The organism is Acidovorax soli, assembly GCF_014207955.1.
Lineage (GTDB): Bacteria > Pseudomonadota > Gammaproteobacteria > Burkholderiales > Burkholderiaceae_C > Acidovorax > Acidovorax soli_A.
The window spans coordinates 906,608-931,405 of record NZ_JACHLK010000001.1; the positions used below are offsets into that span (position 1 = coordinate 906,608).

A 24,798-nucleotide genomic window follows, 5' to 3' on the forward strand; every position below is an offset into this window, starting at 1 on the left:
CTACATGCTGGCGATGAGGTGGTCGATGAAGACCCGCACGCGCAGCGGCATGTGGCGGGTGGCGGGGTAGACGATGGAAAATGGCCGGGAGCGGCCCCCCAGCTCCTGCAGCACTTCCACCAGCCGGCCCTGGCGCAGATCGTCTTCCACGATGAAGCGGTAGGTCTGCAGCAGCCCTGCGCCGTGGCGTGCCAGGGTGACCATGCCCAGCAGGTCGTCGGAGCAGGTGAGGCTGCCGGCGGTGGCGACATCGATGTCGCGACCCTCCTGGCAAAACACCCAGGGCACGGCCTGCCCGGTGCTGGGCAGTACGAACTGCAGGCATTCGTGGGCCGCCAGGTCCTCCAGGCGGCGCGGCACGCCCGCCGATTGCAGGTAGGCCGGCGTGGCGACGACCACCAGCTCGGCATCCAGCAGCTTCCTCGCGACGAGGCCTGAATCGGGTTGCACCCGCGCGCGCACGGCCAGGTCGAAGCCGTCGGCCGTGAAGTCCACATTGCGGTTGCTCAGCTGCACCTCGACCTGCACCTTGGGATAGCGCGCCCGGAAAGCCACCAGCGCCGGCAGCACCCGGCAGTGCCCCAGCGTGGTGGGCACGCTGATGCGCAGCTTGCCGGCAGGCTCGGCCTGCGTGCCGGTCAACTCCCGCTCGGCCTCGCTGAGGCGGTTGAGCGCCTGCCTGCATTGGTCGAAGTAGGCCAGCCCGCCATCGGTCAGGCGGATCTTGCGCGTGCTGCGCACGAAGAGCCGCACCTGCAGGCGCTCTTCCAGGCGCGCAATGGAGCGGCTCACGGCCGCCGGGGTCAGCCCCGCCTGCTGGGCCGCGGCCGTGAAGCTCTGGGCCTCGGCCGCCAGGCAGAACAGTTCGATGCTTCCCAGCATCACATCGCCAAACTCGCGAGCCATGGATTACCCCATGTAATAAATGAAGTTAATGGTGGTGAGTTTATCAATGCATGCGTATTCAATAACCTGCGGTTTCCTCTTTTTTGTGCCGACCAGGAAACCCATGACCTCTCCCATCTCCATCGTTTTCCACAGCGGCTACGGCCACACCCGCGAGGTCGCGCAGGCGGTCGCCGCGGGCAGTGGCGGTACGCTGCTCGCCATCGACGACCAAGGCGAACTCAGTCCCCAAGGGTGGGCGCAGCTCGATGCCGCGCGCGCCATCGTGTTCGGCTCGCCGACCTACATGGCCAATGTCAGCTGGCAGTTCAAGCGCTTCGTGGATGCCAGCTCCGCCGTCTGGGCCCGCCAGGGCTGGAAGGACAAGCTGGCCGCCGGCTTCACCAACAGTGCCGGGATCAACGGGGACAAGCTCACCACGCTGTACACCCTGTTCTCGCTGTCGCAGCAGCACGGCATGCTCTGGGCCGGTACGGCCATGCCGCCGAGCAATACCAAGGCCGCCGTGCGCGATGACCTGAACTACCTGGCCTCCTTTGCCGGGCTGATGACGGCCACGCCCTCCGATGCCTCGCCCGCCGACATGGTGGCCGGAGACCTGGCGACGGCCCGGGCCTTCGGCGAGCGCATTGCGCAGGTCGTGGGCCGCATCGGCTGAAAGGGCGGTCCCTATGCCCTATGTGAACATCCAGGTCACCCGTGAGGGGGTGACGCGCGAACAGAAGGCCGAGCTCATCGCGGGCGTCACCGCGTTGCTGGTGCGGGTGCTGCACAAGAACCCCGCGACCACGCATGTGGTGATCGACGAGATCGACCTCGACAACTGGGGTGTGGGCGGCCTGCCTGTGGCCGAGTTCCGAAAGCGCCAGCCATGAGCGCCGACGCGGATTTCGCTGGCGTCACCGCCGCTTTGCACACCTACTTCGACGGACTGCACCACAGCGACACGGGCCGCCTGGCGCAGGTCTTCCATCCGCTGGCCATCTATTGCTGCGCCACCGAGGGGCCACTGCTGTACCGGACCATGGCGGAGTACTTTCCCATCGTGGAGCAGCGTCCTTCGCCCGCGAGCCGCGGGCAGGGCCGGCGCGACCGCATCCTGTCCATCGAATTCGCGGGCCCGGTCACGGCCTTTGCGCGGGTCGAGTGCGCGATTGCGCCGCGCTTCTTCACCGACTTCCTGACGCTTGTGCGGACCGACGGGCGCTGGCAGATCATGAGCAAGGTGTTCCACTTCGACGTGGTGGAGCAGGGCGCCTAGGCGCCCCTGCCCCCCATGGAAAAAAGGCCGGCACCACCTTGCGGTGGCCCGGCCTTTGGCGTGGGGGCTGCGGTGCGGTCCGCAGCCTCGTCGTGCGAATTACAGGGCGCCGACTTCGCCGGAAGAGATCTGGCCGGTGCGCACAGCGTCAGCCGCCTGGGCACGCACGGCAGCGCGGTCAGCGGTCGACTTGTAGGTCACCACGCGGGAACCAGCGGGTTCCAGGCTGCGCGTCTGGGCGACGGTGGCGGCTTCGGCAGCCACTTCAGCGCGGGTGCGGTTGGTTTCGAACTTGGTGGCGAATTGCGAAGCATCGGCTTCGTCGGCGTAAGCGCCGAAGGAAGCGAAAGCGGCTACAGCGGCGATGGAGAGGAAACGGGCGGTCGTGTTCATGATGAAAGTCCTTTGGGTAGAAAAAGCGTCTCAAAAAAACCGGAGCGAAAACAACTTCAAACCGGGTTCGGTGAGTCGCCTTGCGGGTTCGGCTCATCGATGGGTTGAACTGTACGCCTCGTGTGTTCAGAGAAAAACTACCCAGTCACGAACTGTCTGTTCCAGTTTTGGAAATAGTCGCCCCGGGGTGGATGGGCCCGCCATGCGGGTGGTAATCCGCATGTAACTGGTTTCGTGTGAAAATTGAAATTCGATTACATAACCCGCAGAGACAAGCCCATGCAAATCCGCCGCGCCACCAAGATCGTTGCCACCCTGGGTCCCGCATCGAGCGACCCGCAACTGCTGGAGGCCATGATCCGTGCAGGCGTCAATGTGGTGCGCCTGAACTTCAGCCATGGCAAGGCCCAGGACCATATCGACCGCGCCGCCACCGTGCGCGCTGCCGCCCAGCGCGCCGGGCGCGAAGTGGCCATCATGGCCGACCTGCAGGGCCCCAAGATCCGTGTCGGCAAGTTCGCCGAAGGCAAGGTGCAACTGGTGCCGGGCGAGAAGTTCGTGCTCGATGCCTCGCGCACCGAGCCGGGCGATATCGACGGCGTGGGGCTCGACTACAAGGAATTGCCGCGCGACGTGAAGGCCGGCGACGTGCTCTTGCTCAACGACGGCCTGATCGTGCTCACCGTGGACGCCGTGCAGGGCGAGGAGGTGCACACCACGGTCAAGCTGGGCGGCGAGCTGTCCAACAACAAGGGCATCAACAAGCAGGGTGGCGGCCTCACGGCCCCCGCGCTCACGGCCAAGGACATGGAGGACATCCGCACGGCGATGAGCTTCCAGGCCGACTACGTGGCGGTGAGCTTCCCCAAGAACGCGACCGACATGGAGATGGCGCGCCAGTTGTGCAACGTGGCCGCGTCCGAGTTCCGCCACAAGCCGGGCCTGATCGCCAAGATCGAGCGCGCCGAAGCCATTCCGCACCTCGAGTCCATCCTGCGCGTGAGCGACGGCATCATGGTCGCGCGCGGCGACCTGGCCGTGGAAGTGGGCAATGCGGCCGTGCCGGCGCTGCAAAAGAAGATGATCCGCATGGCGCGCGACCTGGACAAGGTCGTGATCACCGCCACGCAGATGATGGAGAGCATGATCACCAACCCCGTGCCCACGCGCGCCGAGGTCAGCGACGTGGCCAATGCCGTGCTCGACGGCACCGATGCCGTGATGCTCAGCGCCGAGACGGCGGCTGGCAAGTACCCGCTGGAGACGGTGATGGAGATGGCCACCATCTGCGCCGCCGCCGAGGCCGCCGAAGACCACCCTCTCGATGCCGATTTCACGGGCCAGACCTTTGGCCGCATCGACCAGTCCATCGCCATGGGCGCGCTGTTCACGGCCCACCACCTGGGTGCCAAGGCCATCGTGGCCATGACCGACAGCGGTGCCACGGCACTGTGGATGAGCCGCCACCGCATCCACATCCCGATCTATGCGCTCACGCCCAAGGTGGCCACGCAGCGCAAGATGGCCATGTACCGCAATGTGCGCCCGCTGCTCATGGACACCAGCGCCGACCGCGACACGGCGCTGGAGCAGGCCGAAGGCCACCTCAAGACCCGCAACATCGTGCAGACGGGCGATGTCTATGCCATCACCTGCGGCGAACCCATGGGCGCACCGGGCGGCACCAACATGCTCAAGATCTGCCGGGCGGGCTGATCGCCCGCTGCGCCTTCAGGGCGCCACCGGGGCGACGGCTCCGGTGCGCACGGCCATGCGCCTGCGCAGCAGGCGTGCGGCCAGGTCGCAGGCCCAGGCCGTCGTCCAGCACAGCCAGCCCGACCACAGGGTGTGGCTCATGAAGTGCGCGCCCCGCGCCTGCTGGGCCAGGCCCAGCAGCAGCCCGGCCAGCAGCGATGCGGCCAGGCAGAGCCGGGCAGCCCGTGGCTGCGCGCGCCGCAGCGCGAACCAGCCGCCGATGAAGGCGAAGCCTGCCGAGGCATGGCCGGCCGGGAAGCAGCGGCCGCTGCCCCCGTCGGCCAGGCCCCAGGCCCAATGCGAGGCGTAGCGCGCCACGCCGCCGAACTCGGCCATGTCCCAGGGGCAACTGGTGCTGCTCAGGTTCTTGGCGATGCCCACCACGGCGAGCGACAGCAGCGCGCTCACCACCCACTGCAGGCGCTCGCCCGTGTCCAGGCGGCGCAGCGGGCCCATGGGCCACCACACGCCCAGCGCCAGCAGCAGCACCAGCAGCCAGCCCGCGCGCCGCGCGCCCTCGTGCGCCACATGCACGAAGAACCACTGGTCGCGCAACGGAAATCCCGAGGCGCTCCCGAAGGCACGGGCCAGCAGCCGGTCCTGTCCCAGAAAGTCCCACAGCACCAGCAGGGCCAGCGCGGCCAGGGTCCATGCCGCGATGCGGCGTTGTTCGGGTGGCAGGCGGTGGTGGGAGGCAGGGGGGGAGGACGGCAGGCGCATGGGGCGACGATAGAAAGCCGCTCTTAACGCCGCCTTAAACCCCTGCCGGCCCCTGGCGGCGTGTCGGGCGCAGGACTGCCACAATGCCTCCATGCGAATCCTTGTGGTGGAAGACGACGCCGGCATTGCCAGCGGCCTGCGGACCAACCTGCAGCAGCGCGGCTATGCCGTCGACGTGTGCGACGGCGTGGCGGGCGCCTGGGCGGCCCTGCGTGCCGAGCGCTTCGATGCCGTGCTGCTGGACCTGGGGCTGCGCGATGGCGATGGCAGCGAAGTGCTGCGCCGCCTGCGCGCCAGCCCGGCTGCAACGGCCGGGGCACAGGCCGCGGCGGCGCTGCCCGACCCGGCCACGCCGGTGCTCATCCTCACGGCGCGCGACCATGTCACCGAGCGCATCGCCGGGCTGGACCAAGGGGCCGACGACTACCTGGTCAAGCCCTTCAACGTCGATGAGCTGGAGGCACGGCTGCGTGCCATGCTGCGCCGTGCCACCGGGCGGGCCACGCCCACGCTGCGCCATGCCGACATCGAACTCGATCCCGGTGCCCGCACCGTGCACCAGGGCGGCCAGGCGGTGGACATGTCGCCGCGCGAGTTCTCGGTGCTGTGGGTGCTGATGGACGCGCGTGGCCGCGTGCTCTCGCGCCAGCAGATCGAAGAGCGCCTGTACAGCTGGGACGTGGCCATCGAGAGCAATGCCATCGAGGTCTACATCCACCACCTGCGGCGCAAGCTGGGCAGTGCCTGCATCCAGACCATGCGCGGCGTGGGCTATTTCATGCCGCAGGAGAAGCCCTGATGATGAAGGCCTGGGGCCGGCGCCTGCTGCGGGTGGCCGGCGGCGCCTCGCTCACGCGCCAGTTGCTGCTGTGGTCGCTCGGGGCCCTGGTCCTGGTCTGGGCCAGCTTTGTCTACCTGGGCTACCAGACCGGCATCCATGAGGCCGACGAACTCACCGATGGCCACCTGGCCAGCGTGGCCGCGCTGCTGCTCAACCTGCGCGCCTCGGAGTCGGTGGCAGTGGAGAACACCACCCCGCGCGCGGCAATGCCCTGGCTCAAGGCGCACGACTACCAGCAGTCGCTGAGCGTGGTGCAGTGGGATGCCCAGGGCCGCCTGCTGGCGCACACGGGCAGCGCGCCGCTGCCGGCCTTCAGTGCCGCCGAGGGTTTTTCCAACCTGACCCTGGGCCCCCATGCCGTGGTGTGGCGCAGCTTTTCCCAATGGTCGGCTGACCGCGACCGCAAGGTGGTCGTGCTGCTGGAGCTCAATGAGCGCGACGATCTGGCCGAGGACATTGCCGAGCAGATGGTCGAACCCGGCCTGTGGCTGCTGCCCGTCGTGGCCCTGGCACTGGGCCTGGCGCTGTGGCGGGGCCTGCGCCCCCTGTACGAACTGTCGCGCGATGTGGCGGCGATTGATCCGGTCAGCGCCGAGCGCTTGAGCGCCCGCCGCGCCTGGAGCGAGTTCGAATCGGTGGTGGCATCGATCAACACCCTGCTGGAACGCCAGCAGGCCGCCATGGCACGCGAGCGCCGCCTGGCCAACGAAGTCGCGCACGAGCTGCGCACGCCCCTGTCTTCGATCGCCCTGCAGGCCAGCGCGCTCGACAAGGGGCTGGACGCCGAGGCCCAGGCCCTGGCGGTGGCGCGCATCGGCCAGGACGCGCTGCGCGCCGGCCATGTGCTCAACCAGTTGCTGGCCCTGGCGCGTGCCAGCCGGGCCGAGCTGCACGAGGCCAAGGCGCCGCTGGACCTGGCGGCCATCGGCCGGGCGGTCTGCGCCGACTATGCCCAGGCCGCCTGGCAACGCGGCGACGAGATCGCGCTGGCCGGGCCCGAGCAGATGGCCATGGCGGGCCATGCCGTGCTGCTGGACCTGGCGCTGCGCAACCTGCTGGAAAACGCCCTCAAGCACACTTCGCAAGGCACGCACATCGCCGTGCAGATGGGATGGGCCGACGGTGGTGCGGCCTGGCTGCAGGTCTGCGACGACGGCGGGCGCGATGCGGGTGGCAACGCCCCGCCGGCACCGGTGGACAGCCTGCACCTGGGGCATGAAATCGTGCGCCGCGTGGCCGAAGCCCATGGCGGCCGTTTCGGGGCGGCGGCGGCCCCCGCGCCGTTTACCACCTGCTACCGGCTGGAATTTCCTGCAACCCCCTTGGCGGCGGCCGGGTAAAATCACGGGTTACCAAGCGGTTACCGACCGCGCTGCGCCTGCCTGCGGGCGCCCGGCACCCCATCAACCCCTGTACGGACCTCACGACCATGCCCCTCGTCTCGATGCGCGAACTGCTCGACCACGCCGCAGCCAACAGCTACGGCATCCCTGCCTTCAACGTCAACAACCTGGAACAGGTCCAGGCCGTGATGGCGGCTGCCGACGAGGTGGGCGCACCAGTGATCCTGCAGGCCAGCGCCGGCGCGCGCAAGTACGCTGGCGAGCCCTTCATCAAGCACCTGATCCAGGCCGCCGTCGAGGCCTTCCCCCACATCCCGCTGGTGATGCACCAGGACCACGGCACTTCGCCCAAGGTCTGCTCGGGCGCCATCGACCTGGGCTTCGGCTCGGTGATGATGGACGGCTCGCTGATGGAAGACGGCAAGACCCCCGCCTCCTTCGAGTACAACGTGGACGTGACGCGCAAGGTCGTGGAAATGGCGCACAAGGTCGGCGTCACCGTGGAGGGTGAGCTCGGCTGCCTGGGCAACCTGGAAACCGGTGAAGCCGGCGAGGAAGATGGCATCGGCGCAGAAGGCAAGCTGGACCACAGCCAGATGCTGACCGACCCCGAAGAGGCCGCCGTGTTCGTCAAGGCAACCCAGCTCGACGCCCTGGCCATCGCCATCGGCACCAGCCATGGCGCCTACAAGTTCAGCCGCAAGCCCACGGGCGACATCCTGGCGATCAGCCGCGTCAAGGAAATCCACCAGCGCATCCCCAACACCCATCTGGTGATGCACGGTTCCTCCTCGGTGCCGGCCGAACTGCTGGCCATCATCAACCAGTACGGCGGCAAGATGAAGGAAACCTACGGCGTGCCCGTCGAGGAGATCCAGGAAGCCATCAAGTACGGCGTGCGCAAGATCAACATCGACACCGACATCCGCCTGGCCATGACCGGTGCGGTGCGCAAGTTCCTGGCCGAGAACCCCGACAAGTTCGACGCGCGCGAATGGCTCAAGCCCGCGCGCGAAGCCGCCAAGCAGGTCTGCAAGGCCCGCTACCTGGAATTCGGCTGCGAAGGCCAGGGCAGCAAGATCAAGGGCCTGAGCCTCAAGGACGTGGCCCAGCAATACGCCGCAGGCACGCTCGCACAAGTCGTTCACTGAGCAAGCGCCCCTCCCGCCAAAAGCCCGCCAGCCTTGCGCTGGCGGGCTTTTTTTGCGCCCGAAGTGTCTCCTTTGCGATGGGGAGCTGCCTCTACATCAGGCGAAAGCGACAGCCATCAAAGTTTCTTCATGTAAGCTCGCGGTCAGCAAGTAAGTAATTTCACTGACCTTACAACCGACCTTGAGCAAGGAGACGACATGCTGATTGGTGTGCCTGCAGAGTCCATGGCAGGAGAGACACGGGTTGCCGTGACCCCCGAGACGGTCAAGAAGCTCAAGGCCCAGGGCCATACCCTGCGCATTGAGGCCGGCGCCGGGGTGGCGGCCAGCGTCACCGATGCCGCCTACGAGGCTGCGGGCGCCGAGATCACCGATGCCGCTGGCGCCTGGGGCGCCGACCTGCTGCTCAAGGTGCGCTGCCCCTCCGAGGCCGAGACCCCGCGCCTGCGCGCAGGTGCCACGCTGGTCGGCATGCTCAACCCCTTCGACGCGGCCGGCCTGCAGCGCCTGGCCGCGGCCGGTGTCACCGCCTATGCGCTCGAAGCGGCACCGCGCACCACACGGGCCCAGAGCATGGACGTGCTGTCCTCCCAGGCCAACATCGCTGGCTACAAGGCCGTGATGATCGCGGCCGACCGCTACCAGCGCTTCTTCCCCATGCTCATGACGGCCGCCGGCACCGTGAAGGCCGCGCGCGTGGTGATCCTGGGCGTGGGCGTGGCCGGCCTGCAGGCGATTGCCACGGCCAAGCGCCTGGGCGCCGTGATCGAGGCGTCGGACGTGCGTCCCAGCGTCAAGGAACAGGTCGAATCGCTGGGCGCCAAGTTCATCGACGTGCCCTACGAAACCCAGGAAGAAAAGGACGCCGCCGAAGGCGTGGGCGGCTATGCCCGGCCCATGCCGCAAAGCTGGCTGGACCGCCAGAAGGCCGAGGTGGCCAAGCGCGTGGCCCAGGCCGACGTGGTCATCACCACGGCGCTGATTCCTGGCCGCCCGGCGCCGGTGCTGGTGACCGAGGAGATGGTCCGGTCCATGAAGGCCGGCTCGGTCATCGTCGATCTTGCCGCCCCGCAGGGTGGCAACTGCCCGCTCACGGAGCCCGGCCAGACCGTGGTCAAGCACGGCGTGACCCTGGTGGGCGAGACCAACCTGCCGGCCCTGGTGGCGGCCGATGCCTCCTCGCTCTATGCACGCAACGTGCTCGACTTCCTCAAGCTCATCGTCAACAAGGAAGGCGCCCTGCACATGGACCTGCAGGACGACATCGTGGCGGCCTGCCTGATGGCCCACGAAGGCACGGTGAAGCGCGCATGAGGCCGCTGCTGCCCCGCCTGCTGGCCGCTGCGGCGACCCTGGCGGTTCTCTCCGCCTGTGCCCCCATGCCTGCCGGCCCGGCCGAGTTCAGCGCCGGGCGCACGCGTGTGGTGCTGCCGTCCCCCGCCTGGGAAGACCTGGGCAGTTTCAGCGAAACCCTGTCGGCGCTGCCGCCACCGGCCAGTGTGCCCCTGCAGACGCGTGCCACGGTGCTGCGCGGCGCGCGCAATGAAGTGCTGGCGGTGCTGCTGGTGCAGTCCCACCAGCGCAGCGATCCGCGCGAGCGCACGCTGTGGACGGCCTCCTGCCCGGAAGAGCAGGGCCTGTGGGTCCGGGACGCCGCCGCGGGCAGCCCCCTGCGCGTGGACTGCCTGCGCTTCAAGCGCTGGGCCCACACCAGCGACCGCTTCCTGGACAAGGCCCACCCCGGCCTGGTGCGCTGGGTGCAGGAGCGTGGCGTGGCGCTCGCGCAGCCGCATTCGCACCTGAATTACCGCTATGCCACTGAGGGCGGTGCCTCCATCGAGGTGGATGCCCTGGTGGACCTGCGCCTCCTGAAGCTTCCTGCTGGCAACACGGCCGACTACCTGCGCGTCGGTATGGCGGCCGAGGACTGGAGCCAGCGGATGGCCCGGGCCGCGCGCGTGAGTGTCGGCATGGTGGATGGATTCCTGGCCGTGCCGCCGTTCCCCGCCGCACTGCCGCAATAAACGCACAACAACACCGCCAAGGGAGGCACGGAACATGGGGATCATTTTGCAAATCCTGGGCCTGGTCATCACCTTCACCATGGCCATGGAGGCCCTGCGGCGCTTTGGCATCGATGTGGGCTGGCTCAACCCGCTGACCTTCTTCCACCGGCGCGCCTGGAAGAAAAAAGTCACGACGCCACCGCTGTACGCGCTTGACCATCCGGTGGACGTGGTCGCCGTGCTGGCCCTGGCCACGGTGCAGACCACGGGGGCCATCACCGTGCAGCAAAAGACCGGGGTGCAGGCGCTGCTGCAGGAACACCTGGCGCTGACCGAAGGCGATGCCGGCAGCCTCTGGGTGGCCAGCGCCCACATGCTGCGCAACCGCGCCCTGGCGCTCAGCGAGCTGCCCGAGGTGCTCGCGCGCAGTGCCGACAAGTTCACCGATTACCACGTGCAAACGCTCAAGACCGTGATGCGATCGGCAGCTCTGATCGAGCCGCCCATCAACGCGGCCCAGCAACAGCTGATCGACGCTGTGGATGCCTATTTCGCCAAGAAGAACGCCGCCAAAGGCCCCTGGTCGGCCGCAAGCTAACGCCCATTGATTGAAGAAGGACACATTTCCATGGATGCCGTCTCTCCCACCCTCATCAACCTCATCATCTTCGTGCTGGCCATCTATGTGGGCTACCACGTGGTCTGGACGGTGACCCCCGCACTGCACACGCCGCTGATGGCGGTGACCAACGCGATTTCCGCCATCGTCATCGTGGGGGCCATGCTGGCTGCCGCGTTGACCGAGACCACCCTGGGCAAGAGCATGGGCGCAGTGGCCGTGGCGCTGGCCGCGGTCAACGTGTTCGGCGGCTTCCTCGTGACGCGCCGCATGCTCGAGATGTTCAAGAAGAAGGACAAGAAGGCGGCGCCCAAGGCCGAAGGAGGCCAGGCATGAGCATGAACCTCGTCACGCTGCTGTACCTGGTGGCCAGCGTCTGCTTCATCCAGGCGCTCAAGGGGCTCTCGCACCCCACGACATCGATCCGCGGCAACATCTTCGGCATGACGGGCATGGCGATTGCCGTGCTCACCACGGCGGCGCTCATCGTCGAGCTCTCGGGCGGCAAGGCACAGGGCATGGTCTATGTGCTGGGTGCCCTGGTGGTCGGCGGTGCGGCCGGCGCCATCATGGCCAACCGGGTCGAGATGACCAAGATGCCCGAGCTCGTGGCCTTCATGCACAGCATGATCGGCCTGGCCGCCGTGTGCATCGCCGTGGCCGTGGTGGCCGAGCCCTGGGCTTTTGCCATCGTGCCCAAGGATGCCCCCATCCCCGGCGGCAACCGCATCGAGCTGGCGCTCGGCGCCTTCATCGGTGCGGTGACCTTCAGCGGCTCGGTGATCGCCTTTGGCAAGCTCTCGGGCAAGTACAAGTTCCGCCTGTTCCAGGGCGCGCCCGTGCAGTTCGCAGGCCAGCACAAGCTCAACCTGGTGCTGGGCCTGGCCGTGCTGTTCTTCTGCTTCGGCTTCTGGCACTCGCAAAGCTGGATCGACATCGTGCTGGTGATCGCGCTGGGCTTCATCCTCGGCGTGCTCATCATCATCCCCATCGGCGGTGCCGACATGCCGGTGGTGGTCTCCATGCTCAACAGCTACTCGGGCTGGGCGGCCGCAGGCATCGGCTTTTCGCTGAACAACTCGATGCTGATCATCGCCGGCTCGCTGGTGGGCAGCTCGGGCGCGATCCTGAGCTACATCATGTGCAAGGCCATGAACCGCTCGTTCTTCAACGTGATCCTGGGCGGCTTCGGCGGCGATGCCACCAGCGCCGCCTCGGGCGCCAAGGAGCAGCGCCCGGTCAAGAGCGGCAGCTCGGACGACGCGGCCTTCGTGCTGGGCAATGCCGAGACCGTGGTCATCGTGCCCGGCTACGGCCTGGCCGTGGCGCGTGCCCAGCATGCCGTCAAGGAACTGGCGGCCAAGCTCACCGAGAAGGGCGTGACCGTGAAGTACGCCATCCACCCGGTGGCGGGGCGCATGCCCGGCCACATGAACGTGCTGCTGGCCGAGGCCGAGGTGCCCTACGACCAGGTGTTCGAGATGGAAGACATCAACGGCGAGTTCGGCCAGGCCGACGTGGCCATCATCCTGGGTGCCAACGACGTGGTGAACCCCGCCGCGCACACCAAGGGCAGCCCGATCTACGGCATGCCCATCCTGGAGGCCTACAAGGCCAAGACCGTGATCGTCAACAAGCGCTCCATGGCGGCGGGCTACGCCGGCCTGGACAACGAGCTGTTCTACATGGACAAGACCATGATGGTTTTCGGCGATGCCAAGAAGGTCGTCGAGGACATCGGCAAGGCCATCGAGTAGGCCCGCCGAACAGGCCATTTCCCACGGCGAAAGACCCTTCGGGCGCTACGGCGAAAAGCCCTGTCGCCTAGGGGAAACTAAGCACCCACGGAGCCACCACCGGCAGGGACAATGCCGGGGTTCCATCGCAATCAGAAGTTTGGAGAGACACGTACCATGACCGACCGTCCCTGGCTGGCCGCCTATCCGCAAGGTGTTCCCGCAGATATCGATACCTCGCAGTACCCCTCGCTGGTGGCGCTGATGGACGAGGCGTTCAGCAAGTACGCCAGCCGCGTGGCCTACAGCTTCATGGGCAAGGACGTGAGCTACGGCCAGACCGATTCGCTGAGCGCTGCCTTCGCCGCCTACCTGCAGGGCCTGGGCCTGGTCAAGGGCGACCGCGTGGCCATCATGATGCCCAACGTGCCGCAGTACCCCGTGGCCGTGGCCGGCATCCTGCGCGCCGGCTTCGTCGTGGTCAACGTGAACCCGCTGTACACCCCGCGCGAACTCGAGCACCAGCTCAAGGACTCGGGCGCCAAGGCCATCGTCATCATCGAGAACTTCGCCACCACGCTGCAGCAGTGCATCGCCAACACGCCCGTCAAGCACGTGGTGCTGGCCGCCATGGGCGACCAGCTGGGCTTGCTCAAGGGCACGCTGGTGAACTACGTGGTGCGCAACGTCAAGAAGATGGTGCCCGCCTACGACCTGCCCGGCGCCGTGCGCTTCAACGACGCGATCGCCCGCGGCACGCGCGGCAGCTTCAAGAAGCCCGACATCCGCCCCGATGACATCGCCCTGCTGCAGTACACCGGCGGCACCACCGGCGTGAGCAAGGGGGCGGTGCTGCTGCACCGCAATGTGCTCGCCAACGTGCTGCAGTCGGAGGCCTGGAACGCGCCCGTGATGGCCAAGGTGCCTGCCGGCGAGCAGCCCACCAGCGTCTGCGCGCTGCCGCTGTACCACATCTTCGCGTTCACCGTGAACATGATGCTGTCCATGCGCACGGGCGGCAAGACCATCCTGATCCCGAACCCGCGCGACCTGCCCGCGGTGCTCAAGGAGCTGTCCAAGCACACCTTCCACAGCTTCCCGGCCGTGAACACGCTGTTCAATGGACTGGCCAACCACCCCGACTTCAACACCGTCAACTGGAAGAACCTCAAGGTCTCGGTGGGTGGCGGCATGGCCGTGCAGGGCGCCGTGGCCAAGCTCTGGCTGGAGAAGACCGGCTGCCCCATCTGCGAAGGCTATGGCCTGTCGGAGACCAGCCCCTCGGCCAGCTGCAACCCCGTGACGGCCAAGGAATACACCGGCACCATCGGTGTGCCGATTCCCGGCACGACGATGAAGCTGCTGGACGACGAAGGCCACGAGGTCACCACCTTGGGCCAGCCGGGCGAGATCGCGATCAAGGGCCCGCAGGTCATGGCTGGCTACTGGCAGCGCCCCGACGAGACCGCCAAGGTCATGACCGAGGACGGCTACTTCAAGTCCGGCGACATCGGCATCATGGACGAGCGCGGCTTCTTCAAGATCGTGGACCGCAAGAAGGACATGGTGCTGGTCAGCGGCTTCAACGTCTACCCCAACGAGGTCGAGGAAGTGGTTGCCAACTGCCCTGGCGTGCTCGAATGCGCGGTGGTCGGCGTGCCCGACGAGAAGACTGGCGAGGCCGTCAAGCTGGTCATCGTGAAGAAGGACCCGGCCCTCACCGAAGCCCAGGTCAAGGAGTTCTGCAAGGCCAACCTCACTGGCTACAAGCAGCCGCGCGTGATCGAGTTCCGCACCGAGCTGCCCAAGACCCCGGTGGGCAAGATCCTGCGCCGCGAACTGCGCGACAAGAAGTAAACGACAGGCAAACAAGCGGGGGCGGCGGGCGCGCAGGGCTGGAATAATCCCGGCCATGCGTGCCACGTCTTTCCACCCCGTTCCATGACCACCGCCATCCTCAGCGCTCTGCCCGAAGAGCAGGCCAGCCTCATTGCCCGGCTCGAGCGCGCCCAGCGCCTCACCCATGCGGGCCGCTCTTTCTGGAAAGGCGAGCTGTGCGCTCGCCCCGTGCTGCTGGCGCTTTCGGGCATTGGCAAGGTGGCGGCTGCCACCACGGCCACGGCGCTCATCGAGCATTTCGGTGTGGCACGCATCGTGTTCACCGGCGTGGCCGGGGGTCTGGGCGAGGGCGTCGGCGTGGGCGACGTCGTGGTGGCAGAGAGCTTTCTGCAGCACGACATGGACGCTTCCCCCCTGTTCCCGCGCTGGGAGGTGCCCGGCTATGCGCGCACGCGTTTCGACTGCGACGCGCGCCTGTCTGCCCTGCTGCAGGACGCGGCCCGCCACTGCCTGTCCGGCGCGGACCGGCTGCCCGAACTGGAGGACGGCGTCCACCGCGTGCACCAGGGCCTCGTGGCCAGCGGCGACCGTTTCGTATCAGGCGCTCAGGAGGCCCTGCGACTGCGCGAGTCCCTCGGTGCAGCCGGCCACGCCGTGCTGGCCGTCGAAATGGAAGGCGCCGCGGTGGCCCAGGTCTGCCTGGACTACAGCGTCCCCTTCGCCGCCATCCGCACCATCTCCGACCGCGCCGACGACACCGCCCACGTCGACTTCCCCGTCTTCATCCAGACCGTCGCCAGCCGCTACGCCGAGCACATGGTGCTAGCCCTGATGCGAGCGCTGTGACCCTTCAGCACAAGGGCTCACGGTTCCATGAGTAGCTACATGGCGCAGGCGTTTCGAAAAACCCCGCCCTATTGCACGAAGGCGCGAAGCGCCTGACGTGCACCTACCAGCGCCACCGTGGATCCGGCTTTGCCGGTCCAGGGGTGGCGTCCCCCCTCAGGGGGGAAGGCGCGCAGCGCCACAGGGGGGAGCCTATTTCAACCAGCCCCGCTTGCGGAAGTACCACATCGGCCCGAGCGCGCTCGCCACCATCAGCGCAATGCCGTAGGCATAACCGTAGGTCCACTTGAGTTCGGGCATGAACTCGAAGTTCATGCCGTACACGCTGGCGATCAGCGTGGGTGGCAGCAGGGCCACGCTGGCCACCGAGAAGATCTTGATGATCTTGTTCTGGTTGATGTTGATGAAACCGACCGTCGCGTCCATCAAGAAGTTGATCTTGTCGAACAGGAAGGCCGTGTGGTTGTCCAGCGACTCGATGTCGCGCAGGATCTGGCGCGCCTCCTCGAACTGCTCGGAGTTGAGCATCTTGCTGCGCATCATGAAGCTCACCGCGCGGCGCGTGTCCATGACGTTGCGGCGGATGCGGCCATTCAAGTCTTCCTGGCGTGCGATGGCGGCCAGCACCTCGCCGGCACGGGCGTCGGTCACGTCGCCGGCCAGCACCTGCTTGCTCACGGCTTCGAGCTCGTCGTAGATGTTCTCCAGCGTGTCGGCCGAGTACTCGGCGTCCGCGTCGAACAGCTTGAGCAGCACCTCCTTGGCGTCCTCGATGAGGCCGGGTGCACGCCGCGCACGCATGCGCAGCAGGCGAAAGACGGGCACATCCTCGTCGTGGATGGAGAACAGCACGCCCCGGCTCTTGAGGTTGGCGTTGTGCTGGTTCAGGATGAAGGCCACGCGCACCGAGCGCGGGTTCTCGTCATCATCGATCAGGAAGTCGCTGCGGATGTGCAGCTCGCCGTTGTCTTCTTCGTAGAAGCGGGCGGATTCCTCGATGTCCTCGTCCATCGCATCCTCGGGGATGGACAGGCCATAGTGCTGCTTGATCCAGCGCTTTTCTTCGAGCGTGGGGGCTTCCAGGTCCACCCAGATCGGCTGGAACTTGGCGAGCTCTTCCAGGGATTCGATTTCTTCCTGGAACAGGCGGCCATTGGCGAGCGTAAAGATGTTGAGCATGGGCTCACTCCCTTGTGATTGGCGTCTGCGGTGGGGGTCATGGGTTGCTTTCAACCCCACGGCAGGCCGGGGAGCTGAAAGCTACCAACTCGGGTAGGTTTCCAAGGAGCTTTCTCCGTTAAAAATGCAAGCGCCGGATTATCGCACCGGGCACGCGGCCTGTCTGTGACTGCGCTGGCGCTGGGAAGTTCAAGCGGTGGTCGCCGCCCGCACGGTGGCCAGTGCCCGGCACAGGTCGGCCCAGGCGGCGGCCTTGTTGTCCTGCGAACGCAGCAGGAACGCGGGGTCATAGGTGACAACGGCCGGGCAGCCCGCCAGGGTGTGGGGGCCTGCGCGCAGGCGGCCCAGCGGTTCGGTGCTGGCCAGGGCGGCCCGGGCGGCCACGTGGCCCAGCACAAGCACCATGGCCGGTTGCAGCATGGCGACGGCCTGGGTCAGTTGCCCTGCGACGTCGGCATCGCTGCCGCCGGGGGCCGTGCGCTCCAGTGCCGCGAGGAACACCCGGGGGTGGCGGTGCAGTTGCATGGCGCGCAGCATGTTGTCCAGCAGCTTGCCGGCATCGCCCGCCAACGGTTCGGCGGGGTCGGGGACTTCGGCCACGATCAGCCAGCCGCTGCCCAGGCCGGCGGGCGTGCGCGCCGGGTCGGCCGTGGGGTACAGCGCCCGGGGCGCATGCAGGGACAGCGAGCCTGCGGCGACCGATCCGGCGGCCATGGCGGCCGGCGTGCTGGCTGGAGCCGGCGCTGGAGCGCGCTGCGCGACTGGTGCGGGGGGGCTGGTCCTGGGGGGCTGGGCGGCGGGTACGGGGGCAGCTGCCACCGGGGACGGCACGGCCTTCGCCGCGCCCTCGGGCGCGCTGGCGCTGCGGGCGGGTGGGGCCGCGGCGGGCACCGCAGCGGCTGCCTCGGCGGGGGCCCAGACGGTCACCCCCATTTCCTGCAGCATGGCGCGCTGGCGCGCATCGAGGGAAAGGCTCATAGGAACGGGCAAATTCTCACAGGGGCAGGCTCATGACCATCGCGTCCTCGCGCTGGCCATGGTGGGCGGGGTAGTAGCGCTTGCGCTCGCCCACGCGGCGAAAGCCATGGGTCTCGTAGATGTGCTGGGCGCGCAGGTTGCTCATGCGCACCTCCAGCCACAGCCACTGGGCGCCCTTGCCGCGCGACCACAGGGCCAGTGCATCCAGGAGCACGCGGGCCCAGCCCTGGCGCTGGAACTCCGGGGTGACCGTGAGGTTCAGCAAATGCACCTCGTCCACCCCCATCATGGCCACGAAGTAGCCCAGCAGGCGGTCTCCGCCCATGAGCAGCCGGCACTCGTAGCGCGAGGCCATGGCGTCGATGAAGTTGCCGCGCGTCCAGGGGTGGGTGTAGGCGCGCTGCTCCACCTCCAGCACCGCGTCGAGCTGTGCCAGCGTGAGGGTTTCCAGGCGCACCTCGGGGGCGTCGGCGGAAGGGGTGGGTACGGCGCTCATGGCGGGGGCGGTTGGTTCAGGGTGGGGTGGGCGTGGCCGGCTGGGCGGCGCGCAAGGCCTCCCGTTCGGCGGTGGTCTTCGCCACTTTATCGCGGATATAGCGCGGCAGCGCATCGCTGGCCGGCACGGCGTTGCCGGCGGCCAGCAGGGCTGGCGCCAGGCGCAGCAATGCAGTGGCCGTGGGCAGCGCGCGCAGGTGCACGGCCTGGGGTGCCAGGCGCTCGCCGTAAGGCGCTTGCGCATTGCCGGCCACGCTCCAGCCGTCGGGCACCTCCACCGTTTCGGGGGCGCCCAGGCCGAAGTCGGCATCGGCCTGCCAGCGGCCCTCCGCGGGGAGCCATGTGCAACGCGCACTGTAGACCTCGTCCATGCGCGCATCGAGCACAGCCACCACCTGCGTGCAGCCGTGCTGCAGGCGCGCCTCCTCGGCCACGGCCAGCAGCGTGTCCACCGGCAGCACCGGCACCCCCGCGCCGTTGCGCGCGCCAAAGGCCAGGCCCTGGGCCACGGCGCAGGCCGTGCGCAGGCCCGTGAAAGAGCCCGGACCGCGGCCAAAGACAATCGCGTCCAGCGTGGCGAACGACAGGCCGGCCTCGGCCAGCAGGCGGTGGATGGTCGGGAGCAGCGTGGCCGAGGCCTGCGCACCGCCCGGGCCCGTGTGTTCGCGCACCAGATCCCCGTGCCGCACGGCAATGGACAGGGTGTCGGTACTCGTATCGAAGGCTAGCAGGTTCATGGCAGGGGCAGACAGGGGCAGCATCAGGCTGCGGAGTTTCCGGGCGCGGCAGGCAAGGGGGCGGGCGCAGGGCTTTGGCGCAGCACGCCCAGCAGGATACCCGTGGTCACGAGCGCCAGGCCCGCGCCCAGGTTCCAGTGCATGGGCTCACCCAGAAACAGCACAGCGCCGACGGCCGACAGCCCCGGCACCAGGGCGGTGATCATGGTGCTGCGCACGGGGCCGTAGTGCTGGATCATGCGCGTGAAGGCGATGCCGGACACCACCACCGAGCCCCCGCCCTGGAACACCAGCTGGAACAGGATCTCGCTCCAGGGGGCCTGGCGCAGGTGGCTGGTGACCGTGCCCAGTGCCACCAGCACGCCCCAGACGGGCACGTACACCAACAGCGCGAAGGCGGTGATGGCGATGGTGGCCTGCACCGCATCCACGGCGAGGCGCCGCGCCTGAACACTGTAGCTGGCCCAGCATGCGGCTGCCAGCATGAACAGCAGGTCGCCTTTCCACACGTCCCCGCCGGCAAAGCCCGCCAGCAGGCTGCGACCGCCCACCAGCAGGTCGCCAGCCACGATGAGTGCCAGGCCCAGAGCGCGCAGGGGCGTGATGCGGTCGCGCAGCACCACCACGGCCAGCAGGGCCGTCCACAGCGGCAGGCTGCCGGGCATGAGCACGGCGGCGTGGGTCGCCGGGGCGTGGAAGAAGCCGGCGTAGGCCAGCACGGCGTACAGCACCCCGCCGAAGATACCCAGCAATGCGGTGGTGGACAGCGGCAGCGGCGAGACGCCGCCCAGGCTGGAAGCCGGGGCGCTGGCTCCCATCTGCGCCCGCCGGCGGCGCACCAGCCACCAGCCCCAGGGCAGCAGCACCAGGCTGGCACCGACGATGCGCAGCAGCGAGATGTCCAGCGGCGCAAGGCTGCGCTGTGCCGAGGCGCGGGCGATCACGATGAAACTGGTCCAGATGGTGACGGTCACCAGGGCCGCCAGCAGGCCCGTGGCACGGGGAGAAAAGCGCATCCGGGGATTATCCGCGGGCCGGGCCGGCCGTGCCGGTGGCGGGCGATAGACTCCCTGCCCATGCTGTCCGTTCGTCTTCTGCCCCGCTTGTCCCTGCCCTCCTGGGTGCCCTTGGCCACGCTGCTGTGGAGCATGGTGGTTCCCGCCGCCCATGCCCAGGCGCCCGCCCCTTCGCCGCTGCCGCCCGAGGTGGAGGCCGCGCTGTCCCGCACCCGCCTGCCGCGCGAGGCGCTCTCGGTGCTGGTGGTCGATGCCCAGGGCGGCGCACGCCAGGCGCCGCGCCTGGCGCACCGTGCCCAGGTGCCCATGAACCCGGCCTCGGTGATGAAGCTGGTCACCACCTACGCTGCGCTCGACCAGCTCGGTCCGGCCTACACCTGGAACACCCCGGTCTACGTGCAGGGCTCCGTACAGGACGGCAGCCTGCGCGGCAATGTCTACATCCAGGGTCAGGGCGATCCCAAGCTGGTGATGGAGCGGCTGTGGCTGCTGCTGCGCCGCCTGCAGGCCCAGGGCATCCAGGTCATCGTGGGCGACATCGTGCTCGACCGCACGGCCTTCGACGTGCCCGAGCAGGACCCCGGCAGCTTCGACAACGAACCCCTGCGGCCCTACAACGCCTCGCCCGATGCCTTGCTGGTGAACTACAAGTCCCAGGTGATGACCTTTGTGCCCGACGCTGCCGCCGGCCTGGCGCGCATCCAGTACGACCCGCCGATGGCCGGTGTGCAGCGCCAGGCTTCCGTGGCACTGGCCGCTCCGGGCGCGGAATGCGGCGACTGGCGCGGTGCCTTGAAGGCGGAGCTGTCCGACCCCGCGCGCATCGCGTTCCAGGGCGTGTACCCGTCCAGCTGCGGCGAGCGCGTCTGGCCCATGGCCCCGGCCGATCCGCGCGGCTTTGCCGCGCGCGCCGTGGAGGGCATGTGGCGCGAGCTTGGCGGCAAGCTCACGGGCAGCGTGCGCGACGGCAAGGTCCCGGCCGGCCTCAAGCCGGCTTTCGTGGCCACGTCGCCCGCGCTCGCCGAGGTGGTGCGCGATGTCAACAAGTACAGCAACAACGTCATGGCGCAACAGGTGTTCCTGACGCTGGCGCTGGGGAACAAGGGGGCGGCGGCCACCTTCGAGGGTGCGCGCGAGGCGCTGCGCCGCTGGTGGCAGCTGCGCTTTGGCGATGCCGACCAGCCCGTGGCCGACAATGGTGCGGGCCTCTCCCGCGATGCACGCATCACGGCCCAGGGCCTGGCGCGCATGCTGCAGTCGGCCTGGGCGTCGCCGGTGATGCCCGAGCTGGTGTCTTCCCTGCCCATCGCCGGTGTCGACGGCACGCTGCGCCGCAGCCAGGCCCGGGGCGCGGCCCACCTCAAGACCGGCAGCCTGCGCGACGTGATGGCAGTGGCCGGCTATGTGCACGGCGCCAGCGGCCGGCGCTATGTGCTGGTGGCCATGGTCAACCACGCCAATGCCGGGGCCGCCCGCCCGGTGCTCGACGCACTGACCGATTGGGCCGCGCGCGACCAGTAGGTGGTGCGGGCGCGGCCCTGTCGCCCAGGCGTCCACACGCTCTCGTAAACCCTAATGGCAACGCCCGTGCCGGTGCGCGCACGATGCGGCGTTACCATCGACCGGTCATACATAGAGAGAGGATTGAGCCCATGAAGTACTTTCGCCTGAGCTGTATCGCCGCCGTCGCGGCCCTGCTGGCCGCCTGCGGCGGATCCGAGGATCCTTCGCGTGGGGATCTGATGGATCCTCCCAACATCCTGGCCACGCTGACCACCGCGCAGATCGACGCGGGCACCACCGCCAGCGGCCTGCGCACCCTCGCCGGCAAGGCACGGTGCGATGTGAAGGTCGTGGCACTCAACTACTACACGGCAGGAGCAAAGGCGGGCGAACTCACGAACGTGTCCGGTGTGATGCTGGTGCCCGCTGGCACCTGCAGCACCGAAAAGACCGCTCTGCTGGCCTACGCCAAGGGCACCGACGTGCAAAAGCCGCGCACCCTGGCCAACCCGCAGGACAGCGAGACCTTCCTGCTGGCCGCGATGTACGCCTCGCAGGGGTACTCCGTGGTCGCCACCGACTACCTGGGTTTCGCCAAGTCGGCCTACAGCTACCACCCCTACCTGCATGCGGATTCGGAAGCCACCTCGGTGATCGACTCGGTGCGTGCTGCGCGCAAGGCCGCCAGTTCGGTGGGGGCCAACCTGTCGGGCCGCATCCTGTTCACCGGTTACTCGCAAGGCGGGCATGCATCCATGGCCGCGCACCGCTCCGCCGAGCGCGACTACGGCAATGAATTCGACGTGGCGGCCGGCGCCCACCTGGCAGGACCCTACAACCTGTCTGGATCGCTGCGCATCCCCGACGCGATCGCCGGCGTGCAGTTCTTCGTGCCTTACCTCGTGACATCCTGGCAGAAGGTCTACGGCACCATCTACAGCGATGTGAAGCAGGCCTTCAAGGCCCCGTACTCGAACTACATCGAGACCCTGCTGCCCAACCCGACGATGACCTACACCACGCTGGTGACCTCGGGCACGCTGCCGGGCGGCACGCCCAACCAGGCGCGCGATGCGCTGTTCCAGCCGGCCTTCATCGCCAGCAGCCAGACCAACCCGAACGATCCGCTCTACCTGGCCGCGCAAAAGAACGACATCCTGGGCTGGACACCCAAGTCGCGCGTGCTGCTGTGTGGCGGCTCGGGCGACCCCACGGTGCCGCCCGCCGTGCACCAGAACGTGATGAAGGCCGACTTCGACGCCCGGGGCGTGACCAACGTGGTCTCGGTGGACGTGGACGGCGCCATCCAGGCCACCTTCGGCCCCGGTGGCGTTGCGCCCACCGACCCGGCATCTGCAGCCTTCGCCACCTACTACGGCGCCTACCACGGCACCTATGAGCCGCCGTTCTGCCATGCCCAGGCGCGTGCCGTCTTCGACGTCATCGTGAAGTAAGCGATTCACCTCGCCTCTCAGAAGCCGACCTGCGGGTCGGCTTTTTTCATGGTGTGCCGCTCGGTAGTTTCCCGGGCGGGCATGGGCTGCATGCAGGGGTAGGATGTCTGTTGGAAAAAAGCACGGTCGTGCTTTTTAAACATCCGTTACCTGGAGAACCCCTTGAACACAAGACAATGCAAGGCTGCCTTTTCGGCATTGGCAGCGGCCTGCCTGCTGGCTGCATGCGGTGGCGGTGGCTCGGACACCACGCCTGCTGCCCCGGTGACCGCAGTGAAGGTGGCTGGCGACAGCCTGGCCGACAGCGGCACCTTCGGTTTCAAGGCCACCGTGCAAGGCGCGGCGGCCACGGGGCCCGGTTCCACCCCGATCTGGCCCGAGCGTGTGGCCACCAGCTATGGCCAGACCCTGTGCGCGCACTACCTGTTCAACGGCACGGCGTTCGTGGCCAACAACAGCTGCTTGAACTACGCCGTGAGCGGCGGCCGCATCAACAACTTCACCGCACCCACCTCGCCGGTTTCCATCACCCAGCAGCTCAAGGACCTGGGCAATGCTGGCTACAGCCCTTCGGACCTGGTGCTGGTGGATGGTGGCGGCAACGACGCGGCCGATCTGGTGGGGGCCTACCTGCGCGCCTCCACAGACAATGGCCAGGCCTATGCGGCCATGCTCACCAGTGTGCTGCCCGCAGCCACCGTCAACACGGCCCTGGCCAGCGGTGCCACGGGCATGGCGCAGATCGGTGGCGCCTACATGCAGGCGCTGGCCCAGCAGTTTGCCGCGACCATCCAGGCCAACACCGTGGCCAAGGGAGCGCCGCGCGTGGCCGTGCTCAACGCCCCGGGCATCACCCGCACGCCCCGCTTCCAGATGGTGCTGGGCTCGATCGCGGCCCAGCGCGGTGCCGACGCCGCCAAGCAGGCCGAAGCCCTGTTCGACGGCTGGGTCCAGGCCTTCAATGCACAGCTGGCCACCAGCCTGGCGGGTGATGCCAAGGTCGTGGTGGTGGACTTCTACACCTCGTTCAAGGACCAGTCGACCAACCCTGCGCAGTACCAGCTGACCAACACCACCACGCCGGCCTGCCCTGCGACCGGCCTGGGCAGCGATGGCCTGCCGACCTACAGCTTCCCGAGCTGCACCGCGACTGCGCTTTCCGCCATGGTGCCCCCTGCCGGGGCCACCGGGGGCGCGGACTGGTGGAAGAGCTACGGCTTTTCCGACAGTTTCCATCCCACGCCCTATGGCCACCAGCTGATCGGGCAACTGGTCTCGCGCTCGCTGTCGCGGGCGGGCTGGCTGTAAACCGCCGCCGTGGTCTCCGTACTTTCCAAGGAGTTACTCATGCACCATTTCTCCCGGCTGGGCTTGGCAGCGGCGACCCTGCTGCTGGGCACCAGTGCCTCGGCCCAGGTGGCCGGCACCTTCAGCGTGCGCGCAGGCTTCACCCACATCGCCCCGCAGGTCAAGAGCGGCAACCTCAGCGCCCCGAGCTTTCCAGGCACCACGGTGGACGTGGGCAATGCCACTTCACTGTCTGGTGGCGTGAACTACATGCTCACCAACCACTGGGCCATCGACGTGCCCCTGGCGCTGCCCTTCAAGCACGACATCGAGGGCGATGGCGCGATCGCAGGCGTGGGCAAGCTTGGCGAGACCAAGGTCCTGCCGGTCACCGTGTTCGCGCAGTACCGCTTCGCCGAGCCTGAGGCCAAGTTCCGCCCCTACGTGGGCCTGGGCCTGACCTACAGCCGCTTCTTCAAGACCCGCAGCACGGCCACCCTGAGCGGGCTGACCGGCGGCACTCCGTCGCGCCCCACGACGGCCTCGGTGGACAACAAGTGGGGCATCACTCCGCAGATCGGCTTTGTCTGGAGCATCAACGAGCGCTGGTCGCTCGATGCGGCTTACTACAAGAGCTTCCTCAAGACCACGACGCATCTGTCTTCGGGCCAGTCGATCAGCACCCGGCTGAACCCCGACGTCATCGCCATCGGGGTCGGATACCGCTTCTGAG

Annotated in this window: 26 protein-coding genes; 18 read left to right on the forward strand and 8 right to left on the reverse strand. The window is 68.0% G+C overall.

The genetic code is table 11. The annotated features are described in order from the left end of the window. The gene (locus tag HNP48_RS04200; protein ID WP_184855570.1) at positions 1–906 is read right to left on the reverse strand and encodes a LysR family transcriptional regulator; all 906 of its coding nucleotides are present in this window, start codon (positions 904–906) and stop codon (positions 1–3) included. 103 nt (positions 907–1,009) lie between these two features. Here HNP48_RS04200 and HNP48_RS04205 point away from each other — a divergent pair, with 103 nt between their 5' ends. Genes HNP48_RS04205 through HNP48_RS04215 form a run of 3 tightly spaced genes read left to right on the forward strand, consistent with a single transcriptional unit; the run spans position 1,010 to position 2,167 of the window. Then, positions 1,010–1,564: a flavodoxin family protein gene (locus tag HNP48_RS04205; protein ID WP_184855571.1), complete on the forward strand. Its 555-nt coding sequence runs from the start codon at positions 1,010–1,012 to the stop codon at positions 1,562–1,564. A 13-nt stretch (positions 1,565–1,577) separates the two neighbouring features. Continuing rightward, positions 1,578–1,781, forward strand: a complete 204-nt coding sequence (locus HNP48_RS04210) for a 4-oxalocrotonate tautomerase family protein (RefSeq protein WP_184855572.1) — start codon at positions 1,578–1,580, stop codon at positions 1,779–1,781. Beyond that, the gene (locus tag HNP48_RS04215) at positions 1,778–2,167 is read left to right on the forward strand and encodes a nuclear transport factor 2 family protein (RefSeq protein ID WP_184855573.1); all 390 of its coding nucleotides are present in this window, start codon (positions 1,778–1,780) and stop codon (positions 2,165–2,167) included. Before HNP48_RS04210 ends, HNP48_RS04215 begins: the two co-directional genes overlap by 4 nt. A 99-nt stretch (positions 2,168–2,266) precedes the next feature. On the opposite strand, the gene HNP48_RS04220 is transcribed toward HNP48_RS04215, so the two are convergent. After that, on the reverse strand, positions 2,267–2,560 hold the full coding sequence (locus tag HNP48_RS04220; protein ID WP_184855574.1) for a DUF4148 domain-containing protein: 294 nt from the start codon (positions 2,558–2,560) through the stop codon (positions 2,267–2,269). A 279-nt stretch (positions 2,561–2,839) separates the two neighbouring features. Here HNP48_RS04220 and pyk point away from each other — a divergent pair, with 279 nt between their 5' ends. Beyond that, positions 2,840–4,276, forward strand: a complete 1,437-nt coding sequence (gene pyk, locus HNP48_RS04225) for a pyruvate kinase (protein WP_184855575.1) — start codon at positions 2,840–2,842, stop codon at positions 4,274–4,276. Between the two features lie 15 nt (positions 4,277–4,291). On the opposite strand, the gene HNP48_RS04230 is transcribed toward pyk, so the two are convergent. Next, entirely contained in the window at positions 4,292–5,035 is a 744-nt protein-coding gene (locus HNP48_RS04230) for a phosphatase PAP2 family protein (RefSeq protein ID WP_184855576.1), read from the reverse strand. 91 nt (positions 5,036–5,126) lie between these two features. On the opposite strand from HNP48_RS04230, the gene HNP48_RS04235 reads away from it, so the two are divergent. From HNP48_RS04235 to HNP48_RS04280, 10 genes are all read left to right on the forward strand, one after another. Further along, complete coding sequence (locus HNP48_RS04235) at positions 5,127–5,834, forward strand: response regulator transcription factor (protein WP_184855577.1); 708 nt, start codon at positions 5,127–5,129, stop codon at positions 5,832–5,834. Positions 5,835–5,836: 2 nt separating this feature from the next. Beyond that, positions 5,837–7,216, forward strand: a complete 1,380-nt coding sequence (locus HNP48_RS04240; protein ID WP_184855685.1) for a histidine kinase dimerization/phospho-acceptor domain-containing protein — start codon at positions 5,837–5,839, stop codon at positions 7,214–7,216. A gap of 89 nt (positions 7,217–7,305) precedes the next feature. Then, the gene (gene fba, locus HNP48_RS04245; RefSeq protein ID WP_184855578.1) at positions 7,306–8,370 is read left to right on the forward strand and encodes a class II fructose-bisphosphate aldolase; all 1,065 of its coding nucleotides are present in this window, start codon (positions 7,306–7,308) and stop codon (positions 8,368–8,370) included. A gap of 198 nt (positions 8,371–8,568) precedes the next feature. Then, positions 8,569–9,684, forward strand: coding sequence for a Re/Si-specific NAD(P)(+) transhydrogenase subunit alpha (locus HNP48_RS04250; protein ID WP_184855579.1), 1,116 nt, complete (start codon positions 8,569–8,571; stop codon positions 9,682–9,684). Then, positions 9,681–10,394: a hypothetical protein gene (locus tag HNP48_RS04255; RefSeq protein ID WP_184855580.1), complete on the forward strand. Its 714-nt coding sequence runs from the start codon at positions 9,681–9,683 to the stop codon at positions 10,392–10,394. Before HNP48_RS04250 ends, HNP48_RS04255 begins: the two co-directional genes overlap by 4 nt. Before the next feature lie 34 nt (positions 10,395–10,428). Then, positions 10,429–10,974 carry a phenylacetic acid degradation protein gene (locus HNP48_RS04260; RefSeq protein ID WP_184855581.1) on the forward strand — a complete coding sequence of 182 codons (546 nt, stop codon included), beginning with the start codon at positions 10,429–10,431 and terminating at the stop codon, positions 10,972–10,974. Positions 10,975–11,004: 30 nt separating this feature from the next. After that, positions 11,005–11,331 carry an NAD(P) transhydrogenase subunit alpha gene (locus tag HNP48_RS04265; protein WP_184855582.1) on the forward strand — a complete coding sequence of 109 codons (327 nt, stop codon included), beginning with the start codon at positions 11,005–11,007 and terminating at the stop codon, positions 11,329–11,331. Further along, on the forward strand, positions 11,328–12,752 hold the full coding sequence (locus HNP48_RS04270) for an NAD(P)(+) transhydrogenase (Re/Si-specific) subunit beta (RefSeq protein ID WP_184855583.1): 1,425 nt from the start codon (positions 11,328–11,330) through the stop codon (positions 12,750–12,752). Before HNP48_RS04265 ends, HNP48_RS04270 begins: the two co-directional genes overlap by 4 nt. A 156-nt stretch (positions 12,753–12,908) precedes the next feature. Beyond that, the gene (locus tag HNP48_RS04275; protein ID WP_184855584.1) at positions 12,909–14,588 is read left to right on the forward strand and encodes a long-chain-fatty-acid--CoA ligase; all 1,680 of its coding nucleotides are present in this window, start codon (positions 12,909–12,911) and stop codon (positions 14,586–14,588) included. Positions 14,589–14,672: 84 nt separating this feature from the next. Next, on the forward strand, positions 14,673–15,416 hold the full coding sequence (locus HNP48_RS04280; protein ID WP_184855585.1) for a 5'-methylthioadenosine/adenosylhomocysteine nucleosidase: 744 nt from the start codon (positions 14,673–14,675) through the stop codon (positions 15,414–15,416). 192 nt (positions 15,417–15,608) lie between these two features. Here the strand turns inward: HNP48_RS04280 and corA are convergent, their stop codons facing one another. From corA to HNP48_RS04305, 5 genes are all read right to left on the reverse strand, one after another. Continuing rightward, positions 15,609–16,595 carry a magnesium/cobalt transporter CorA gene (gene corA / locus HNP48_RS04285; protein ID WP_184855586.1) on the reverse strand — a complete coding sequence of 329 codons (987 nt, stop codon included), beginning with the start codon at positions 16,593–16,595 and terminating at the stop codon, positions 15,609–15,611. Positions 16,596–16,784: 189 nt separating this feature from the next. Continuing rightward, entirely contained in the window at positions 16,785–17,573 is a 789-nt protein-coding gene (locus HNP48_RS04290; protein ID WP_184855587.1) for a uracil-DNA glycosylase family protein, read from the reverse strand. A gap of 16 nt (positions 17,574–17,589) precedes the next feature. After that, positions 17,590–18,069: a ribosomal protein S18-alanine N-acetyltransferase gene (gene rimI, locus HNP48_RS04295; protein ID WP_184855588.1), complete on the reverse strand. Its 480-nt coding sequence runs from the start codon at positions 18,067–18,069 to the stop codon at positions 17,590–17,592. A 16-nt stretch (positions 18,070–18,085) separates the two neighbouring features. Beyond that, positions 18,086–18,805 carry a tRNA (adenosine(37)-N6)-threonylcarbamoyltransferase complex dimerization subunit type 1 TsaB gene (tsaB, locus tag HNP48_RS04300; RefSeq protein ID WP_184855589.1) on the reverse strand — a complete coding sequence of 240 codons (720 nt, stop codon included), beginning with the start codon at positions 18,803–18,805 and terminating at the stop codon, positions 18,086–18,088. Positions 18,806–18,828: 23 nt separating this feature from the next. Continuing rightward, positions 18,829–19,821, reverse strand: coding sequence for a DMT family transporter (locus HNP48_RS04305; protein WP_184855590.1), 993 nt, complete (start codon positions 19,819–19,821; stop codon positions 18,829–18,831). Positions 19,822–19,881: 60 nt separating this feature from the next. On the opposite strand from HNP48_RS04305, the gene dacB reads away from it, so the two are divergent. The 4 genes from dacB to HNP48_RS04325 all read left to right on the forward strand — a co-directional run bounded on the left by dacB (position 19,882) and on the right by HNP48_RS04325 (position 24,797). Further along, entirely contained in the window at positions 19,882–21,342 is a 1,461-nt protein-coding gene (gene dacB / locus HNP48_RS04310) for a D-alanyl-D-alanine carboxypeptidase/D-alanyl-D-alanine-endopeptidase (protein ID WP_184855591.1), read from the forward strand. A 131-nt stretch (positions 21,343–21,473) separates the two neighbouring features. Then, on the forward strand, positions 21,474–22,778 hold the full coding sequence (locus HNP48_RS04315) for a lipase family protein (RefSeq protein WP_184855592.1): 1,305 nt from the start codon (positions 21,474–21,476) through the stop codon (positions 22,776–22,778). 162 nt (positions 22,779–22,940) lie between these two features. Continuing rightward, positions 22,941–24,086 (forward strand): SGNH/GDSL hydrolase family protein, encoded by a 1,146-nt coding sequence (locus HNP48_RS04320; RefSeq protein ID WP_184855593.1) that lies wholly within the window; start codon positions 22,941–22,943, stop codon positions 24,084–24,086. Positions 24,087–24,125: 39 nt separating this feature from the next. Continuing rightward, complete coding sequence (locus tag HNP48_RS04325; protein ID WP_184855594.1) at positions 24,126–24,797, forward strand: OmpW family protein; 672 nt, start codon at positions 24,126–24,128, stop codon at positions 24,795–24,797. The last annotated feature ends 1 nt before the right edge of the window (position 24,798 follow it).

Excerpts from the sequence above, each read along its gene's own strand:
- rimI (WP_184855588.1), bottom strand. The coding sequence starts at position 18,069 with ATGAGCGCCGTACCCACCCCTTCCGCCGACGCCCCCGAGGTGCGCCTG.
- HNP48_RS04290 (WP_184855587.1), bottom strand. The coding sequence starts at position 17,573 with ATGAGCCTTTCCCTCGATGCGCGCCAGCGCGCCATGCTGCAGGAAATG.
- HNP48_RS04315 (WP_184855592.1), top strand. The coding sequence starts at position 21,474 with ATGAAGTACTTTCGCCTGAGCTGTATCGCCGCCGTCGCGGCCCTGCTG.
- HNP48_RS04220 (WP_184855574.1), bottom strand. The coding sequence starts at position 2,560 with ATGAACACGACCGCCCGTTTCCTCTCCATCGCCGCTGTAGCCGCTTTC.
- HNP48_RS04255 (WP_184855580.1), top strand. The coding sequence starts at position 9,681 with ATGAGGCCGCTGCTGCCCCGCCTGCTGGCCGCTGCGGCGACCCTGGCG.
- HNP48_RS04305 (WP_184855590.1), bottom strand. The coding sequence starts at position 19,821 with ATGCGCTTTTCTCCCCGTGCCACGGGCCTGCTGGCGGCCCTGGTGACC.
- HNP48_RS04265 (WP_184855582.1), top strand. The coding sequence starts at position 11,005 with ATGGATGCCGTCTCTCCCACCCTCATCAACCTCATCATCTTCGTGCTG.
- HNP48_RS04205 (WP_184855571.1), top strand. The coding sequence starts at position 1,010 with ATGACCTCTCCCATCTCCATCGTTTTCCACAGCGGCTACGGCCACACC.
- pyk (WP_184855575.1), top strand. The coding sequence starts at position 2,840 with ATGCAAATCCGCCGCGCCACCAAGATCGTTGCCACCCTGGGTCCCGCA.
- HNP48_RS04270 (WP_184855583.1), top strand. The coding sequence starts at position 11,328 with ATGAGCATGAACCTCGTCACGCTGCTGTACCTGGTGGCCAGCGTCTGC.
- HNP48_RS04210 (WP_184855572.1), top strand. The coding sequence starts at position 1,578 with ATGCCCTATGTGAACATCCAGGTCACCCGTGAGGGGGTGACGCGCGAA.
- fba (WP_184855578.1), top strand. The coding sequence starts at position 7,306 with ATGCCCCTCGTCTCGATGCGCGAACTGCTCGACCACGCCGCAGCCAAC.
- HNP48_RS04230 (WP_184855576.1), bottom strand. The coding sequence starts at position 5,035 with ATGCGCCTGCCGTCCTCCCCCCCTGCCTCCCACCACCGCCTGCCACCC.
- HNP48_RS04260 (WP_184855581.1), top strand. The coding sequence starts at position 10,429 with ATGGGGATCATTTTGCAAATCCTGGGCCTGGTCATCACCTTCACCATG.
- HNP48_RS04250 (WP_184855579.1), top strand. The coding sequence starts at position 8,569 with ATGCTGATTGGTGTGCCTGCAGAGTCCATGGCAGGAGAGACACGGGTT.
- HNP48_RS04215 (WP_184855573.1), top strand. The coding sequence starts at position 1,778 with ATGAGCGCCGACGCGGATTTCGCTGGCGTCACCGCCGCTTTGCACACC.
- HNP48_RS04280 (WP_184855585.1), top strand. The coding sequence starts at position 14,673 with ATGACCACCGCCATCCTCAGCGCTCTGCCCGAAGAGCAGGCCAGCCTC.
- HNP48_RS04235 (WP_184855577.1), top strand. The coding sequence starts at position 5,127 with ATGCGAATCCTTGTGGTGGAAGACGACGCCGGCATTGCCAGCGGCCTG.
- dacB (WP_184855591.1), top strand. The coding sequence starts at position 19,882 with ATGCTGTCCGTTCGTCTTCTGCCCCGCTTGTCCCTGCCCTCCTGGGTG.
- corA (WP_184855586.1), bottom strand. The coding sequence starts at position 16,595 with ATGCTCAACATCTTTACGCTCGCCAATGGCCGCCTGTTCCAGGAAGAA.
- HNP48_RS04325 (WP_184855594.1), top strand. The coding sequence starts at position 24,126 with ATGCACCATTTCTCCCGGCTGGGCTTGGCAGCGGCGACCCTGCTGCTG.
- HNP48_RS04200 (WP_184855570.1), bottom strand. The coding sequence starts at position 906 with ATGGCTCGCGAGTTTGGCGATGTGATGCTGGGAAGCATCGAACTGTTC.
- tsaB (WP_184855589.1), bottom strand. The coding sequence starts at position 18,805 with ATGAACCTGCTAGCCTTCGATACGAGTACCGACACCCTGTCCATTGCC.
- HNP48_RS04240 (WP_184855685.1), top strand. The coding sequence starts at position 5,837 with ATGAAGGCCTGGGGCCGGCGCCTGCTGCGGGTGGCCGGCGGCGCCTCG.
- HNP48_RS04275 (WP_184855584.1), top strand. The coding sequence starts at position 12,909 with ATGACCGACCGTCCCTGGCTGGCCGCCTATCCGCAAGGTGTTCCCGCA.